We start from the raw sequence: 16,342 nt of genomic DNA, 5'->3' as shown, positions 1-16,342 counted from the left end.
TGGTGCTCATGACCCCTCCGTCGGCGTAAGACGCCGACACCTCCCCAGCGAAGACGCTAGGGAGGAGAAACTTGTGATATGACTCCCCCAACGGGAGGTCACGGGCGACATGGCGGATTGGGATTATGTAATCGTGGGCGCCGGCTCGGCGGGCTGCGTGCTGGCCAACCGGCTGAGCGAGGATCCGAAGGTCAAGGTCCTGCTGCTCGAGGCGGGCCCGGCCGACAAGTCGATGTGGATCGACGTCCCCGCCGGCTTCACCAAGCTGCTCAATCACAAGAGCTACAACTGGAACTTCGAGATGGAGGCCGAGGACAACGTCAACGGCCGGCGCATCCCCTGCCCGCGCGGCCGCACCTTGGGCGGCTCGAGCTCGATCAACGGCATGCTCTACGTGCGCGGCCAGCCGCTCGACTACGACACCTGGGGCCAGCTCGGCAATCGCGGCTGGTCGTACTCGCAGATCCTGCCCTACTTCAAGAAGTCGGAGCATTTCGAGCGCGGCGGCGACGACAGCCGCGGCAAGGGCGGCCTGCTGAACGTCGCCGACATGTGCGAGACCCACGAGCTGTGCGACGCCTTCATCGATGCTGCAGCGGCGCTCGGCTATCCGAAGAACAAGGACTACAACGACGGCAACCAGGAAGGCTTCGGCTACTACCAGGTGACGATGAAGAACGGCAAGCGCCAGTCGACGGCGCGTGCCTTCCTCGACCCGGCGCGCAGCCGCCCCAACCTCTCGATCGAGACCGACGCCCTGGTGAGCAAGGTCATCCTCGAGGGCAAGCGGGCCGTCGGTGTGGCCTACACGGTGCACGGCCAAGCGCGCGAGGCACGCGTCAATCGCGAGGTCGTCGTGTCGTGCGGCGCCGTCCAATCGCCCGGCGTGCTCGAGCTTTCCGGCATCGGCCAGCCCGAGCTGCTGCGCCGCCTCGGCATCGAGGTGAAGCACGAGCTCAAGGGCGTCGGCGAGAACTATGGCGACCACTTCGCGCCGCGCATGAACTGGCGCGTCAAGCAGCCGATCACGCTCAACGAGCAGACCCGCGGCCTCAGCCTGGTGAAGGAGGTCATCAAGTACTACGCCACCGGGCGCGGCGCGCTGGCGCTCACGGCGGGCGTGGTCTACGGCTTCGTGCGCACGCGGCCCGGGCTCGATTCGCCCGACATGCAGTTCCACATGGCGCACGCCAGCTACGACACGGCGCAGAAGCGGCTGCTCGAGAAGGAGCCCGGCATGACCGTGGTGATCGGCCAGTGCCGGCCCGATTCGCGCGGCTCGATCCACATCAAGTCGGCGACGCCGGGTGTCGAACCGGCGATCCGGCCGAATTTCCTGTCGACCCAGATCGACCGCGACACCACGGTCGCCGGCATGCAGATCGCCCGCAAGATCGTCTCGCATCCGTCGATGGCGAAGTACATCGCCTTCGAGAACAACCCGGGCAAGGACGTCAACACCTACGACGAATGGCTCGACTTCGCCCGCCGCAACGGCCAGACGACCTACCACGTTACCGGCACCTGCAAGATGGGCAGCGATCCGATGGCGGCGGTCGACGACCGGCTGCGCGTGCACGGCATCGCCGGCCTGCGCGTGATCGACGCCTCGATCATGCCGACCGAGCCGTCGGGCAACACCAACGCCCCCACCATCATGGTGGCCGAGAAGGGCGCCGACATGATCAAGGAAGACGCCCGGGCCGGCCTCAAGCAGGCGGCCTGAGCGCGGAAAAGACAGGGCATTCGCATATGGCGCGCCTTTCACTCCCCTCCCCAGCTCTTGCGCGGCTCGCGAAGCGAACGCGCTCATCGCTGGGGAGGTGCCCCGTCATACGGGGCGGAGGGGTCATGAGCCTCAGTCTTGCGGCTCATGACCCCTCCGTCGCCGAAGACGGCGACACCTCCCCAAGCTACGCTTGGGGAGGAAAATGAGAGAGCGCCCATAGGCGAATGTCTTGGTGGAACAGGGGAGGGGAGGCCACGGAACCGGGGCTTCACCAGCGCAACGGGGGATACCGATGAGAGTGTTCAGGTCGTTTGTCGTCGCCACGGGTCTGGGCGCTGCCCTGCTCGCCTGCTCGAGTACGCCGCCGAGCAACGAGCAGATGCTGCAGCAGGCCGGCTTCAAGGCGATCCCGGTCAAGACGTCGGCACAGCAGACGTCGTTCTCGGGCATGACGCCGCATCAGCTCACGCGCACCACCTACAAGGGCAAGGCCGTCTGGGTCTATCCCGATCGCGACTACTGCAATTGCCTCTACGTCGGCAACAGCGCGGCGCGCAGCACCTACCTGAAAAACGCCTACTCGCTGCTCGAGGGCCGGGTCGTCGACAACTCGCTGCAGGACGACCCCTACTGGCCGACCGCCGAGGTGAACTCGCTGGACTGGGACGCCTGGGGCGATCCGGAGGCGTATGGGCTTTATGTGAACTGAGCGCCGCCGACCAGGCGGTTGGCAGGCTATCGACTGTCGGCAGGAGGATGGAGCCTCGTATCGAGAGCGAAATCCTCCTGCAATCGCCGCACGTAGGCATCCTTTGACCGGATCGGATCGAAGACCAGATTCCAGCTGCGCGTCGAGACCACGCTTGGCAAGAGAATGAAGGGATGCTGGCTGAGCAGGAGGCTGCCGAACTCCTGCTGCCCTGCGCTCGGAATCCCCGGCCTCAGCCAGTTGGCATTCGGAATCGCCTCGGGATGGACGACATGGACGGCCGCCGGGTCGAGAACGATGAGCGCCGTGAGGACGTGCGCAACCGTATCCAGCGCCCTGAACCCCTTGTGAACGGCAACCTCCAGAATCGCCGTCGCCGGGTCGACGGAGCAGTATACTGCCCGCACCCCTCTGCGGTTCCAGCGACCGCCGACCCGGTAGGCGCCCTCGCCGGAATCCCACGTCATCGCAAACTTCGCCTGGTCGAGGCGCCAGGCAACGAGATCGCTGCCGCCCAGAGCCGCCGGCAGGGGAGTCACGCGTAGACGCCATAGTCGAGTCGTTCGAGAAAATCCTCGACCAGCTCCACGCCGGCCGGTGTGGCGAGAAGATCGAGCGGGCGATGTCCATCCAGCCCCATTGCAGGCCGGGCAAGCCATTGCTCGGCCTCTTCCTGCGATCCGAAGATCGATGTCGCCTTGGCCAGAATCTCCGCGAACTTCCAGGTTCGCCCGCTTTGCTCGTTGCTGAGCGGTTTCGCCCCTCCATCCTTTCGGCGCTGGAAGGTACGCAGGCTCATGCCGATGGCCTTCTCGACCGATTCTTCCCAGCGCAGGACGCGGAGATTGTCGAGGAAATAGCCCAGCGATCTGCCCGGCAGGCCCTTCAACAGCTGTTCGTGGGCGTCGAGCGGCGTCCGCAGGCGGCGACGGAAAACACGCTCGCCGCCCAACAGGTCGACGATCCGCTCGAGCCTCTGCTCATCGGTTGCTTGCGGGGTGCGTTCGGGCTGTCTGGCCAATCGGGTCTCCGTCAGATGTCACAAAAAATATGACATCTGACGCGAAGACTTCAAGTGCCTGACGCTGGGAGCGCGCCATTCATAGGCGCCAACTTAACTTTCACGTCTCCTTCCCAGCTTCGCTGGGGAGGTGTCCGCGTCTTCGCGGACGGAGGGGTCAGAAGCCCGAGTCCCGCTGCTCATGACCCCTCCGTCGCCGTAAGACGGCGACACCTCCCCAGCAAAGCTGGGGAGGCGAAGCGCATTCACCCGCCCAGCAGCGCCGGGGCGGCCTTGACCTCCTGGCGTTCGACCTTCTTCACGATCTCGGTCAGCTTGGCGTGGGTCGGGGCGGGCACGCCGATGTAATTGCCGCGCTCGGCGATGTAGCCGTTCATGAACTCGATCTCGGTGCGGCGGCCCTTGCGGATGTCCTGGGCCATCGACGGGCGCTGGATGTCGGCGCGCGGGTTGGGGTTGGTGTTGGAGCCGGGGCGCAGGATGGCCTCGACCTCGTCGAGCGCCTCCTTGTCGCCCTCCGACGCCTTGGCCAGCGTCTCGGGCTCGAACTTGCCGATCTTCTCGATGTGGTAGCCGAGCGCCTGGCCGACCCGCACCGCCTCGCCGCCGAGCTTGATCGAGAAGCGGCGGATGGCGTCGTTGCGGTCGCAATCGCTGCCGGTCAGGCCGGTCGCCGCCGACACGCCGTTCTTCATGCCGTTCTGGCAGAGCTTGGACCAGCGCTCGCCCCACAGGTTGGTCGTCGTCTTGGCGCTGTCGATGCGGCCCACCATGTCACGCAGCGCCTCGACGCGGCTGGTGATGCGGCCATGCACCTCGCCGACCCGGAACACGGTGTGCTTGTCGCCGCCCTTGGCGACGGTGCGGCGGATGCGGGCGGGCTCGAACATGTCGACCGAGATCAGCGAGGCCACCATGCCCACCGTCTTGCCCCAGCCGACGACATTGGCGATGCGCTCCTCGTTCAGGCAGTTCTGCAGCGACACGACGAAGCCGTCGGGCGCCAGGTACTGCTTGATCAGCGCCGTCGCCCATTCGGTGTCGTAGGACTTCATCGAGACGAAGGCGATGTCGATCGGCCTCTGGCGCGACAGGTCCTGCATCTCGGTGAGATGCATGGTCTTGGCGTTCTTGACCGTGATCTTCTCTTCCGGCGTGACGCCGTCGAGCTCCAGCCCGTTCCTGCGGATGGTCTCGATGTTCTCCGGCCAGAAATCGATCAGGGTGACGTCCTCGCCCGTATGGGCGAGCCAGCCGCCGACATAACCGCCCAGCGCGCCGACGCCGACGATCGCAATCCGTTTGCCCATCTTCTCCTCCTTCAGGCTGCCGGCAGCGTGGCGAGGAACGCCTCGACCGCCTTGTTGAACAATTCAGGTTGATGCAGGTTGGCCGCATGGCCGGCATCGGGAATGACCACCTTGGTCGCGCCCTTGATCTTCGCCGCCATGTAATCCGTGGCGGCCAGGAAGTTGGTGTCGTTGGCGCCGACCAGCACCAGGGTCGGCACGGCGACCTTGTCGAGCGACTGGATCACCCGGTCGTTGTCCTGGGCCAGCATGCCCAGCGCGGCGCGGGCGAGGCCCGAGGCGTCGCGATGGCGCGTCAGCTTGACCTCATCGGATGAATTGAGCGCCGCCAGCCCCTTGGCCTCGAGAGTGGCTGCACGCTGCCTGGCCGTCTCGTTCCACTTGGCGCGCGCCTCGTCCTTCTTGAAGCCCGGGCCGGTGTCGAACAGCATCAGCGCGCGCACCCGCTCGGGATGGCTGGCGGTGAAGGCGAGCGACATGTAGCCGCCCAGCGACAGGCCGGCGATGATCGCCTTGCCGGCGCCGGCGAGATCGACCAGCGCCTTCATGTCGCCCACGGTGAGCGCCTCGGAATAGCGGCTCTGGTCGGTCGGATAGTCGGTCTCGCCATGCCCGCGCATGTCCCACACGATCACCCGGTAGCGATCCTTCAGCGCGGCGATCTGGCCGTCCCACATGCGCGCCGTCGAGCTGTAGCCGTGGCTCAGCAGCAGCACGGGGCCGGTAGTGCCGTGGATCTCGTAGTGGATACCGACTCCGTCACGATCGAGCTTGGGCATGGTTCCTCCGTTGTTCACTCCTCCCCAGCAAAGCTGGGGAGGTGTCGCCGTCCTCGGCGACGGAGGGGTCATGAGCAGCGCGACTGAGGCTCATGACCCCTCCGCCCCGTATGACGGGGCACCTCACCAGCAAAGCTGGGGAGGAGAATGAGAGTGCGTTTCTTCCTCACGGCGCCACCCGCGGTTCCTTGGCCGCGCGTTCGCGATAGCGCTCGGCATCCTCGGCGAGCAGCAGGCGGTCGGCCAGAAGGGCCGTCACCACCGCCTCGACCTTGGCCTGGTAGTCGGCACCGCTCCTGTAGCGCTCGGCGATTGACGGCCGCGGATCGCCGGCGGCCAGGCGCGCCGCGGCATCCACGGCGAAGGGCAGGCAGCTGCCGTCGCGGTCGGCCAGCTCGCCGGCGGGATAGGGCGCCTTGTACTCGTTCCAGCCGGTGTAGGTGGCGAGCGGCACCGCGATGTCGGGCAGCCGGATGCCGGCCGCTTCGTTGCCGTCGGCGTCGACCTTGCACACCAGGGTGCGATAGGCCTTGGCCGGCGGTGTCGGGCTCACCCAGTCGCCGGGCGGCGCCACCTGGTTGGTGACCCTGATCACCGCGGCGCCCGGCACAGCCGGAAAGCCGGTCTTGTCGGCCTCGACCAGGGTGCCGGCACCGAGCGTCGGCACGCGGCTGGGCGGCGGTGCCTTGCCCGACACCACCCACTCGTCGAGCGCCACCAGCAGGGCACGCACCGCCGGCATGGGATTGTGCGGGTTGCGCGGATTGACGTTGGGGCCGGCGTCGGTCGTCGCCCCGGCACGGCCGCCATGCTGGGTCCCGGCGATCATGTAGATTCGCGAATTGTCCGGCAGCGCCACGTCCGCCGTGCCGAGCGGATCGGTGTGCAGGAGCGAGGCTCCTTTCTGCCAGTACTCGGTCGAGGTGTTGGTCTCGATCAGCTTGGGATCGCTGCCGTCGCCGCGGAACAGCGAGCCCGCCTTGCCGGTCAGCGGATCGCTCTGCGCCGCGGTCGAGAACGGGAACTCGTTCTCGGGGAAGAAGTGATCCTCGTGCTGCGTGCCGGTGCGCGCCGGCTGGCCGAACGGCATGTTGAAGAAGATGCGGCCGACGCCGGCGATGTGGGCATGGATGCCGTCGAAGACCTTGCGGCCCTGCTCGTCGCGATTGAAGCCTTCGGAGATATGGTTGCGCAGGTAGCGGCCGGCCTGCGAGAAGCCGATCGCCAGCGCGTGGCTGATCGGCCCGCCGGTGACCGCCGTCGCCGCCTTATCGTAGCGCAGCCAGCTCACCACGTCGCGCGTCGCCGCGAAGCCCACGGCCTGCACCTTGGGATTCCTGGCCTCGTAATGGAATTCGTAGAGCCAGCCCGGCTTGGGCTTGCTGCCGTCGCGCAACTTGATCGAGCGCGCATCGACGAACGACCATTGGTTCAGCGGCAGCTCGCGCGGCTCATCACCGGCGCGCTCGCGCACCGTCAGCCGCGCCCGTGGCTGCTCGAGGCTCGCCGCCTCGTATGACAGCTTGAAGGCTTCGAGCGCGCCGCCTCGCGTGCCCGAGACGAACTCGTCGCGCACCTTCTGCACGATCGGCTGGCCATTGTCGGTGGCGACCGGCGCGGTGAGGCCAAGCCCCATGTTGGCGCGCGGCGCATCGGGGTCCCAGCCCGACCACACGATGGTGTAGCCCTGGCGCAGCGGAAAGCCGTTGCCTACGTCCGCCATCGTCTTGGGGTCGTTCACGCCCTGCGGGCCGTCGGCGATGTTGCCGAACAGCATCTTGCGGCCGCGGTTGTTGACCTCGTAGAGGATCCGCCCATTGCCCTTGGCCGGATCCTTCGGCCGCAGGATGAAGATGTCGGTGGCGTACTCGACCTTGCCCGCGGCGTTGCGCGGCGCCTTGTCGATCAGGGCGATGCCCTTGTTGCCGGGGGCGGCAGGATCGACCTCGCCCCTGGCCTTGCCGATCACGCGCTCGTAGGCGCCGACCGCGCCGAAGGAAGCGCCGTCCGCCAGCGGCTCGACGCGCTCGATCTCGAGGGAGAGAAGCATCTAGCGAGACTCCGATTCAAACCGACATGGCATGCGCTGCATATGCTTCGCCGAAAGAAATAGCCACAGATGAACACAGATGCTCGGCATGACTCCCGACCGGGGAGCCCGTCGAGTGAGCCTCGCTTCGAGCTCGTTCGATCTGTGTTCATCTGCGGCCAAGAATTCTTGGCTGACCTCGGCGCGGACTAGGCCTGCGCTTTTTGAACCTCTTCCGGCGGGAAGTTCAGCTCGACGCCGACCCCGTCGGGATCGTGCAGGAAGATTTGGCCGGCGCCGGTGCGCGGCACGATATTCTCGCGGAACTTGACGCTCTTGGACCGCAGGCGCTGGCGCACCCCGGCGAGGTCGGTGGCGGCGAAGGCGATGTGATCGAAGCGGCCGGTGTCGTCGAACTTCTTGTCGGTCCCCCGCACCGTGATGCCCTCGCGCGGCACGCGCGGCCCCAGCAGGTGCACGGTCGCAACGCCGCCGGAATAGAGCCAGTAGCCCGGGAAGCCGAGCGGTGGGCGATCGCCGTTCTCCAGCCCGAGAACGTCGCAATAGAAATCCTTGGTGCGCTCCAGGTCGGAGGGCTCGATGGTGTAGTGCTGCAGGACGCCAAGCGGCATGGCGGGTCTCCTAAGTCGAGGGACGGAAACAAGTCGGTAATCGTCAGACGAAGGTGAGGTCGGCCTCGGCGCCCATCATCCAGGCGCCGACGGTCTCGAAATGGGACAGCCGTCCCTGGAGTTGCTGCGTGACCGTGTGGATGTCGCGGAAGCGACGCTCCAGCGGATGGCTCTCGAAGATCGCCGTCGCGCCGGCGGCGTTGTAGGCGAAATCGACCGCCTCGCGCGCCCGGTGGATGGCGTTGGTCGAGGCCATGCGGATGGCGAGCCGCTGCTTCATCGAAAGCTTGCTGCCGGCCGAGATGTCGCGCCAGATGGTCGCCACGGTCTGCAGCAGGAAGGCGCGCGCCGAGCCGATGCCGACCTCGGCCTGGGCGAGGTTGGTCTGCACCACGGCGTTGTCGCGGATCGGGCTCCTCTTGCCGCGCGGGATCTTGTTCTTCGCCACGTCGACGAAGCTGTCGAGCGCGCCGCGGGCGATGCCCAGCGCCACGCCGGAGAAGCCGACCTCGTAGCAGGTCATCGCCGACATGCGGTAGAGCGGGCCGGCCTCGCGGCATTCGCGCTCGAAGTCGCGGGTGATCGAATGCGCCGCCGGCACGAAATGGTCGGTGAGCGCGAACTGGTCGCTTGCCGTGCCGCGCAGGCCGACGACGTTCCAGATGTCGGTCCAGTCGACGTCGCTGCTCGGCACCAGGAAGGTGCGCTCGATCTGGCGGCCCTCGCCGTCGAGCTCGGGCGTGCTGCCGTCGGCCTGCCAGATCGGGCAATGCGCGCCCAGCCAGGTGGCGTGGCGGCCGCCCGAGGTGAAGGCCCACGTGCCGGTGACCTTGTAGCCGCCCTCGCAGGCGATCGCGCGGACCCGCGGGCCGGGGCCCCAGGCCAGCACGGCGCGCGGATCGTCGCCGAAGATCGCCTGCGCCACCGGCGGGTCGAGATAGGCCGCGGACATCGAGCAGCCGCCGGCCTGGCTCAGGCACCAGGCGGTGCTGGCGTCGGCCCGCGCGATCGTCTCGATGCAGCGGAAGAAGGTGACGGGATCGGTCTCGATCCCGTTGGTCGAGCGCGGCAGCAGCAGGCGGAACAGTTGCGCCTCGTGCAGCCTGTCGAGGCGGGCCGGCGGCAGCCGCCGGCCCTCCTCGACCTCGTCGGAGAGGGCTTCGACCGCAGGCCGCAGCGCCTCGGCGCGGGCGACGATTGCCGGGTCGCCGGCAAGGTCGGCGGAAGACGGGATCACGGTATCCAACTCTCTCCTCCTGGTGTCAGGCGGTGGCCGCCAGCTCCTTGTCGATCTGCTCGATCGACTTGCCCTTGGTCTCGATGCCGATGAAATAATAGACCACTCCAGCCAGCGCGAACCAAGCGCCGAGATAGACGAAGGCCAGCGGGATCGTGTCCAGCGGCACGTCGGGCTTCACGAAGTTGCTCGAGCCCACGATCATGGCGAGGCCGAGCGGCCCGATGATCTTGCCGATGCCGCCGAATCCGTAGGCCGATCCCATGCCCGAGGTGCGCAGGTGCGACGGCCAGACCTCCGCCGCATAGGGGCCGACGATGGCGAAGCCGCCGTCGACGAAGAACATGGCGGCGGCCAGGATCAGCCAGAACGCCGACACGCCGAAGACCATGGTGTTGTAGTTGTAGCCGGCCAGGATGATGAGGATGGCCGCGCCGAAGCCCAGCAGGCCACCGCAGTTTCGCCGGCCGATCTTCTCCGACAGGTAGGAGAAGCTCAACCGGCCGATGAAGCCGCTCACCGTCAGCAGGATGAACATCTTGCTGGCTTCCTGCGGCGTCACCTTGAGGATCAGCACGAACAGGGTGGGCGCCCACAGGCTGATCCCGTAGGCGCCGGTCTGCGCGCCGGCATTGCCCACCCAGGACACGATGAGGCTGCGCGGATACTTGAACAGATCGAACCAGTTGGTCTTGACCGGCTCGCCCAGCGTCCTGGCGTCCGGCAGCGGCAGCGTCTTGGGATCGACCTGCAGCGCCCAGGCAAGCGACTTGCGCGCCTCCTCGTAGCGTCCCTGGCGGACCAGCCAGCGCGGCGACTCCGGCACCCACAGGCGGACCAGCAGCACCAGCAGCGACGGCGCCAGCCCGATCACGAACAGCAGCCGCCATTCGCTGGCGCCCATGAAGGCACCCAGAACGCCGCCCAGCCCGACGCCCAGCGGGATCACGCAGGTCACCAGCCCGCCGATCCAGCCGCGCTTGCGGCTCGGCATGAACTCCTGCACCAGCGGCAGGTCGACGCAATAGAGGCCGCCGACGCCGAAGCCGACGAAGAAGCGCATGACGGTGAGGTAGACCCAGCCATTGTCCGGCGTGAAGTAGAGCAGGCCCGTGGCGATCGAGAAGTTCAGCACCGTGCCGATGAACACCGGCCGGCGCCCGATGCGGTCGGCGATCCAGCCCCACACATAGGCGCCGAGCAGGGCGCCGATGCCCGACGACAGGAATACGATCGCGAACTGGTTGAAGGTGAGCTTCCACGGCCCGATCAGGAAGGCGAGCACGAAGCCGATCAGGAAATAGTCGAAGAATTCGAGCGCGTCGCCGATGATGGCGGCGGCGACGATCTTCCTCTGGTTGCCGGTCAGCGTGGTCTGCCGGTCGAGAATTTCGAACATGGCATTTCCCCTGTGCGCTTGATTTGTTTTGGGGAACGCATGCCACGCACACTCATGCCGCTCCTGCCGGCAAGGCTACGCCCCGGCTCGACAACGCGCCAAGAATTTGCCGGTCGCGGGTTTGCCCGTCGAAATGCTGCGCTGCATTGCCGGTGTGCTGTCAGCGAAAATCGTCTCCTCCCCAGCTATGCTGGGGAGGTGTCGGCGTCTTACGCCGACGGAGGGGTCATGGGTCTCGCGAACGTCATGGCAAGAGAGTCGTGAGACTCATGACCCCTCCGCCCCGTAAGACGGGGCACCTCCCCAGCGGAGCTGGGGAGGAGGAAGAGTGCAAAGGGGGAGCCACCATCATGAACTGGACCGACCGCCGCCGGCGTTTCCGCGCGATCCTCGACGGCGAGCGCTGCGTCCATCCCGGCTCGGTGTTCGATCCGATCTCGGCCCGCATCGCCGAGGATCTCGGCTTCGAGCTCGGCATGTTCGCGGGCTCGACGGCGTCGCTCGCCGTGCTGGGCGCGCCCGACCTGATCGTGCTGACGCTGTCGGAGTTCGCCGGCCAGGCCTATCGCATCAACCGCGCCGGCAACCTGCCCCTGATGGTCGATGCCGATCACGGCTACGGCAATGCGCTGAACGCCAGGCGCACGGTCGAGGAGCTCGAGACCGCGGGCGTCGGCGGCCTCAGCCTCGAGGACACCGACCTGCCGACGCCGTTCGGCACGGCCAAGCCGCGCCTGATTCCGATCGCCGAGGGCGTCGGCAAGATGAAGGCGGCCCTGGCCGGCCGGCAGGATCCGGCGCTGTGCATCGCCGGCCGCACCAGCGCCGTCGCCATCAGCGGGCTCGACGACGCGATCGCCCGCGGCCAGGCCTACGAGCAGGCCGGCGTCGACGCGCTGTTCTTCGTCGGAGTCAGGACGCGCGTCGAGCTCGACGCGCTCGCGGCGGCGACCCGCCTGCCGCTGATCCTGGGCGGCGTCTCGGGCGAGCTCACCGACCGCGACTACCTCGCCGCGCGGCGCGTGCGCATCGCCCTGCAGGGCCACCAGCCGTTCGCCGCCGCGGTCAAGGCCATCCATGACACGCTGAAGGCGCTGCGCGACGGCACGCCGCCCGCCCAGCTCACCGGCGTCGCCGATGCCGACCTGATGAAGCGCGTCACCCGCGACGCCGACTACACGCGCTGGACGAAGGATTTTCTTTCCTAGGACTCATGGCCGGGAGCGCGCCACTCGTAAGAAACAGACTCTTCCGCTGGGAGCGCGCCACTCCGATGGCGCTCATCTTGTGGATCACCCCCCCACGGCGCGCCATCGGAGTGGCACGCTCCCAGCCATGAGTTTCATCCACGGGGGTCGGCCAGCAGGCCGGTGGCAAACTCCTGTGGCGCTCATGGGATGCGTGATCAGCAGGAAGAGCGCCATCGGAGTGGCGGGCTCCCGGCCATGAGGCTCACCGCTCCAACGGCCGTCCCGCCATCTCGGGCATGCGCAGCGCGGCCAGCAGGGCCACCAGAGCTACCGCCATCATGTACCAGGCTGGCGCGAAATCGTCGGCGGTGCGCGCCACCAGGTAGGTCGCGACCCAGGGCGCCGTGCCGCCGAACAGGCCGAGACAGAGGTTGTAGGCGATGCCGCTGGCGCTGACGCGCACGTGCGCCGGCACCAGCTCGACCATGACCGGAATGGTGAGCGACCAGCCGACGCCGTTGATCAGGGCGAAGCTCATCTGGGCGAAGACGACGAGGGCGATGCCGGGCTGATGCATCGCCCACCACAGCGGCCAGGTCGTGATCAGGCCGGCGACCGTGACGAGCAGCATCAGCGGCCGCCTTCCGTAGCGGTCGGCGAGATGGCCGGCCCAGGGGGCGACGACGACCTGCAACGCCAGCGCCAGCGTCGTGATGTCGAGCGCCTGGGCGGTCGAGAGGTGCATCCGCTCGACGAGGTAGGACGAGGCGTAGACGAAGCACATGTAGAAGGTGACGGCGACCGGCAGCACCAGGCAGACGATCAGGCCGATCGCGCGATAGTGGTGTCGCAACGCCTCGACCACCGGCAGCGCCGCTTTGCGCTCGGCCGGCAGCGGCGACTCCGCGAGGCTGCGGCGCATCGCCAGGACGTGCACGGCGATGACGGCGCCGAGGAAGAACGGGATGCGCCAGCCCCATGCCGCCATCGCCGCCTCGCCGAGCACGCTGCTGACCAGGGCTCCGACGCCCGAGCCCAGCAGGAAGCCGAGATTGCACGCCGCCATCACCCAGCCCCCGACCAGGCCGCGCCGGTTCGCCGGCGCCTGCTCGACCAGCAGGATGGCCGACGTGCCGTACTCGCCGGCCACCGAGACGCCTTGCAGGCAGCGCAGCAGGAGCAGCAGCACGGCCGCGCCGGCGCCCAGCTCGGCATGACCCGGCAGCACGGCGATGCCCAGGGTGGCGCCGCCCATCATCGCCATCGACAGGATCAGGGCGGGCTTGCGGCCGATGCGATCGCCGAGATGACCGAACAGAACGCTGCCCAGCGGCCGCGAGAAATAGCCGGCGGCCATGGCGCCGTAAGCCGCCAGCAGCGAGGCGACGGGATCGTCGGAGGGGAAGAACACCTTGCCGATCAGCGGCGCCAGGAAGCCGTAGACGGCGAAATCGTACCATTCGAGGACGTTGCCGACCGCGCCGGCGTAGACCTGCCTGTGCTCGAGTCGCTGGCGCAGCAACCGATCCCCCGCGATTGATCCGCCCTCCGGACCGCAGCTCTCCTAGCGGTCAGGGCAACGGCGTTCAAGGCGCGGTAATCATGCGCTGGGACCGCGCCACTCCTGTGGCGCTAACTCAACTTTGCCGAAGGAGTGCGTCATGCGCCGGGAGCGCGCCACTTCAGGCGGAGTAACCTCCGCCGACTGTGGCGCTCAGGGGGTGTCCTTCGAATGGCAGACAGTGCGCCGGTTGAAGGAGGTCCTGCAGCGTTAGAGGCGATAGGCACGCCGAACCGGCAGCGGCTCCGATGCGCCAGCCATGGTCGATGCATCGGAGGGCGTGGCCCCGGCAGGCGTCCCGCAATGCAGGCACTTCTGCGCGAAGGGGTTGCGCCGCGTCCACGTCCACCAGAAGAAGCGCGCGCAGCAGGGACAGCGGAAAGCGGCCATCCAGATCATCGAGGCGACAAACAACGCCATCCACCCGCCGGCGACAGCGACTTGGCCCGGACCCTCGGGAAGCAGGCGGAGCGCGCCGATCACGACCGGCAGGCCGGCAAGGACGAGGATCCCCACGGCCCATCGTCGCGCGCGCAGGCTGCGCCACGCCACCGCGTAGCGCTGATCGTCGTTCAGGGCGCGCGCGCCATCGTCCGCTTTCAGGGCGCGACTGTCGGCACGATGGCTGCGATCGTCCATGGGACGATGCCTCAGGCCGGTCCGCCGGGGAACGCCGCTGGAATATCCGTCCTCGGGAAATCGTCCCCTTTGAACAGCAAGCTTGTGCCGAGCGCCTTGGCGCAGCCATAGGCAAAGCAGTCACCCAGGTTCAATCCTGCGGGATGCCGGCCCTTGCCGAAGCGCTCGAACGCCGTCAGCGCGCCTTCACGCTCGGCCTTTCCGATGGGCGTCAGGACAATCCTGGACGTATCGAGAAATCGTGCGACGATGACGCGCGCCTCGTCGATGCTGAACGATCGTTTGCGTGCCACGGCCGCGACTGTCTCGAAGACGGCGACGGCGGACGTGTGCCGGTCGGATGCAGCCGCAAGGCACTCGGCCAACGCGTCGCCATCCGACTCCTCGGTCAGCATCGCGACCATCGCCGACGAATCTACGAACATCAGGGTTCACCCGACAGATCATCGAAAAACGCCTTGTCGGCTTCCAGGCCGGTCGCGGGGCGCTTCAACACTTCGGCGCGCAGGGCGGCGATCCGCACTTTGAGCGGAACCGCTTCCTGTTCACGTTGCAACTCGTTGCGGACCGCCATTCTGACGGCCTCGGTCAATCCGATCTTGTGCTTCGCGGCGAGCTCGCGAACCAGCGCATCCGTTTCGGCATCTCGAACATGAAAGGCCATTGACCACATCCAGTCTATCTATCCAGATAGACGATATTGGATATCTGGATATCTCGCAACCGTTCTGTTCGGAACCATGCTATCGTGAACTGACGGGAACCATCCGCACCATGAGCCCGCGCCAAGGACCGCATGCATCGCTCGCACCAGCCCGATATCGCTCCGGCGCGCCGCCTTCGACATCCTGAACGCCTGCTGGTGCTGCTGGTCGCGGCGGTGCTGGCTCTGCTGACCGCGATCTCGATCGTCCTCTTCGTGGCGACCGACGAGCTGGGATGGGGCTCGCCGCGCTGGAGCTATTTCCTCTACCTGGCCGGTCTCGCGGCATTGGGTGCGATCCTGGTGCGCCGGCCGCGTCTCGCCGTGATCGCGCTGGGGCTTGCAACGGTCGATCTGTGCCTCGGCATCGGATCCTTGTGGTTGAGCAAGGCCGAGCTGGCCTACAGCGCTCTGCTGCCGGGCCGCTACGACGATCCGCCGCGCTTTCAATGGCACCCGCTTCTCCAGGCGGTTCCCATCCCGTCGATCCAGCGCAAGGTCGTCCACCTGCGCATCGGGCACAGCCGCGAAGGCACCCGTGGCCGCAACTATTCCCGGACGGAGCTGGCCGGCCGAGCCGTGATCGCGACCTTCGGCGGGTCGACGACCTACGGCATCAGCGTCAGCGACGACGAGACCTGGGCGAGCCGGCTCGAGAGGAAGCTCGGCAGCGATCGCTTCGCCGTCATCAATCACGGCGTGCCCGGCTACACCACGGTCGAGCACCTCATCCAGACGGCGTTCTATCAGACGCGCTTCGGGGTGGAGCCCCGCTGCGCGCTCTACTACGTGGGCTGGAACGACCTGCGCAATGCCCACCTGAGCGGCCTCGACCCGGGCTATGCGGACTTCCATCTGCCGTCCCAGGTCGACGGCCTCCAGGTGAGGCGCATCGGCAGCACCGCGGCTTTGGTCTCGCCGACGCTGACCCTCCTGATGCGAATGGCCAGCACATGGATCGATACCGTGCGCCAACCCGTCCAGCCGGTCGGCGATGGACGAGCAGGTCCCGATCCAGCCTTCGAGGAAGTCTTCCTGCGCAACGTCCGGGCGATCTCCGCCATCAACCGCTCGCGCGGCATCACGACCCTCTGGATCGGCCAGGTCCTGAACGAGGCGCACTATGCCGACGACGCGATCGACGGCTGGCTCCCGCTCCTCCGCAACAGGGATGTCCTGCCCCAGCTCAGCCACCTGCTCGACCGGCTGCGCGCCGCCGCCGACGCGCTGGGCGACGTCTACATCGACGTCCCGGCCGCCGCCTTCAAGCCGGCCGACTTCCGCGACAACGGCCATTTCCTTCCCTCGGGCTCGCGGCTGTTCGCACGGCTTATCGCCCCGGCCGTCGGACGGGCCTGCAGGTAGCGGCGGCGTCGAGGGACGCCTGGGCGCTCGCGCCGCATC

Annotated in this window: 16 protein-coding genes; 4 read left to right on the top strand and 12 right to left on the bottom strand. The window is 67.4% G+C overall.

The window, feature by feature from the left end; translation table 11 throughout:
- The first annotated feature begins 109 nt into the window (after positions 1–109).
- Complete coding sequence (locus tag ACILR9_RS02055) at positions 110–1,726, top strand: GMC family oxidoreductase (RefSeq protein ID WP_395708221.1); 1,617 nt, start codon at positions 110–112, stop codon at positions 1,724–1,726.
- A gap of 295 nt (positions 1,727–2,021) precedes the next feature.
- Positions 2,022–2,438, top strand: a complete 417-nt coding sequence (locus ACILR9_RS02050) for a hypothetical protein (RefSeq protein ID WP_395708220.1) — start codon at positions 2,022–2,024, stop codon at positions 2,436–2,438.
- Between the two features lie 26 nt (positions 2,439–2,464).
- Here ACILR9_RS02050 and ACILR9_RS02045 read toward each other — a convergent pair whose 3' ends face one another.
- From ACILR9_RS02045 to ACILR9_RS02010, 8 genes are all read right to left on the bottom strand, one after another.
- Positions 2,465–2,977: an RES family NAD+ phosphorylase gene (locus ACILR9_RS02045; RefSeq protein ID WP_395708219.1), complete on the bottom strand. Its 513-nt coding sequence runs from the start codon at positions 2,975–2,977 to the stop codon at positions 2,465–2,467.
- Positions 2,974–3,459, bottom strand: coding sequence for an antitoxin Xre/MbcA/ParS toxin-binding domain-containing protein (locus ACILR9_RS02040; protein WP_395708218.1), 486 nt, complete (start codon positions 3,457–3,459; stop codon positions 2,974–2,976). The genes ACILR9_RS02045 and ACILR9_RS02040 overlap by 4 nt, the downstream gene beginning before the upstream one ends.
- 245 nt (positions 3,460–3,704) lie before the next feature.
- Positions 3,705–4,769 carry a ketopantoate reductase family protein gene (locus ACILR9_RS02035; RefSeq protein WP_395708217.1) on the bottom strand — a complete coding sequence of 355 codons (1,065 nt, stop codon included), beginning with the start codon at positions 4,767–4,769 and terminating at the stop codon, positions 3,705–3,707.
- Positions 4,770–4,780: 11 nt separating this feature from the next.
- The gene (locus tag ACILR9_RS02030) at positions 4,781–5,548 is read right to left on the bottom strand and encodes an alpha/beta fold hydrolase (RefSeq protein WP_395708216.1); all 768 of its coding nucleotides are present in this window, start codon (positions 5,546–5,548) and stop codon (positions 4,781–4,783) included.
- A 166-nt stretch (positions 5,549–5,714) separates the two neighbouring features.
- Positions 5,715–7,598, bottom strand: a complete 1,884-nt coding sequence (locus ACILR9_RS02025; RefSeq protein WP_395708215.1) for an alpha/beta hydrolase domain-containing protein — start codon at positions 7,596–7,598, stop codon at positions 5,715–5,717.
- Between the two features lie 188 nt (positions 7,599–7,786).
- Positions 7,787–8,209 (bottom strand): VOC family protein, encoded by a 423-nt coding sequence (locus ACILR9_RS02020; protein WP_395708214.1) that lies wholly within the window; start codon positions 8,207–8,209, stop codon positions 7,787–7,789.
- A 43-nt stretch (positions 8,210–8,252) separates the two neighbouring features.
- Positions 8,253–9,446 carry an acyl-CoA dehydrogenase family protein gene (locus ACILR9_RS02015; protein ID WP_395708504.1) on the bottom strand — a complete coding sequence of 398 codons (1,194 nt, stop codon included), beginning with the start codon at positions 9,444–9,446 and terminating at the stop codon, positions 8,253–8,255.
- 25 nt (positions 9,447–9,471) lie between these two features.
- Positions 9,472–10,845: an MFS transporter gene (locus ACILR9_RS02010; protein WP_395708213.1), complete on the bottom strand. Its 1,374-nt coding sequence runs from the start codon at positions 10,843–10,845 to the stop codon at positions 9,472–9,474.
- Positions 10,846–11,195: 350 nt separating this feature from the next.
- Here ACILR9_RS02010 and ACILR9_RS02005 point away from each other — a divergent pair, with 350 nt between their 5' ends.
- Positions 11,196–12,053 carry an oxaloacetate decarboxylase gene (locus tag ACILR9_RS02005; RefSeq protein WP_395708212.1) on the top strand — a complete coding sequence of 286 codons (858 nt, stop codon included), beginning with the start codon at positions 11,196–11,198 and terminating at the stop codon, positions 12,051–12,053.
- Between the two features lie 244 nt (positions 12,054–12,297).
- Here the strand turns inward: ACILR9_RS02005 and ACILR9_RS02000 are convergent, their stop codons facing one another.
- The 4 genes from ACILR9_RS02000 to ACILR9_RS01985 form a co-directional block, all read right to left on the bottom strand.
- Positions 12,298–13,557 carry an MFS transporter gene (locus ACILR9_RS02000; RefSeq protein ID WP_395708211.1) on the bottom strand — a complete coding sequence of 420 codons (1,260 nt, stop codon included), beginning with the start codon at positions 13,555–13,557 and terminating at the stop codon, positions 12,298–12,300.
- A gap of 249 nt (positions 13,558–13,806) precedes the next feature.
- Entirely contained in the window at positions 13,807–14,235 is a 429-nt protein-coding gene (locus ACILR9_RS01995; RefSeq protein ID WP_395708210.1) for a hypothetical protein, read from the bottom strand.
- Positions 14,236–14,246: 11 nt separating this feature from the next.
- The gene (locus tag ACILR9_RS01990; protein ID WP_395708209.1) at positions 14,247–14,660 is read right to left on the bottom strand and encodes a type II toxin-antitoxin system VapC family toxin; all 414 of its coding nucleotides are present in this window, start codon (positions 14,658–14,660) and stop codon (positions 14,247–14,249) included.
- Positions 14,660–14,899, bottom strand: coding sequence for a type II toxin-antitoxin system VapB family antitoxin (locus tag ACILR9_RS01985; RefSeq protein WP_395708208.1), 240 nt, complete (start codon positions 14,897–14,899; stop codon positions 14,660–14,662). The genes ACILR9_RS01990 and ACILR9_RS01985 overlap by 1 nt, the downstream gene beginning before the upstream one ends.
- Before the next feature lie 132 nt (positions 14,900–15,031).
- On the opposite strand from ACILR9_RS01985, the gene ACILR9_RS01980 reads away from it, so the two are divergent.
- Positions 15,032–16,303: an SGNH/GDSL hydrolase family protein gene (locus tag ACILR9_RS01980; protein WP_395708207.1), complete on the top strand. Its 1,272-nt coding sequence runs from the start codon at positions 15,032–15,034 to the stop codon at positions 16,301–16,303.
- Positions 16,304–16,342: the final 39 nt, after the last annotated feature.

This window comes from Reyranella sp., from assembly GCF_044224635.1.
Classification (GTDB): Bacteria; Pseudomonadota; Alphaproteobacteria; order Reyranellales; family Reyranellaceae; genus Reyranella.
This window is presented reverse-complemented; position numbering and strand designations above follow the sequence as displayed.